The sequence below is a fragment of the Pseudomonas sp. HY7a-MNA-CIBAN-0227 genome (genome assembly GCF_040310325.1).
GTDB lineage: Bacteria > Pseudomonadota > Gammaproteobacteria > Pseudomonadales > Pseudomonadaceae > Aquipseudomonas.
In genome coordinates this window covers 1-264 of record NZ_JBEOPT010000183.1, presented here as the reverse complement: position 1 = coordinate 264, position 264 = coordinate 1, and the positions used below count along the sequence as shown (strand labels likewise).

General features: G+C 48.1%; 1 protein-coding gene. It reads left to right on the top strand.

Annotated elements, in window-relative coordinates; genetic code table 11:
* Positions 1 to 20 precede the first annotated feature (20 nt).
* Positions 21 to 264 (top strand): DUF779 domain-containing protein (locus AAEZ06_RS27490; RefSeq protein ID WP_350617282.1); only part of this gene is annotated, 244 nt, incomplete at its 3' end.

Here is a 264-nt window from a genome sequence, read left to right as displayed (position 1 = left end):
AATCCAAGCACGGTGAACTGATGTTTCATCAGTCTGGTGGCTGCTGCGATGGTAGCTCGCCTATGTGTTACCCGCTAGGTGAGTTTAAGGTAGGCGGCCAAGATGTATTGGTCGGTGAGATTGCTGGTTGTCCATTTTATATGGGCAAAGCGCAGCACAAATTATGGCAAAATACGGATTTGACCATTGACGTGGTGGACGGGCGTGGCGCCAGTTTTTCGTTAGAAATACCAGAAGGTAAGCGCTTTATCGTACGTTCAAAAG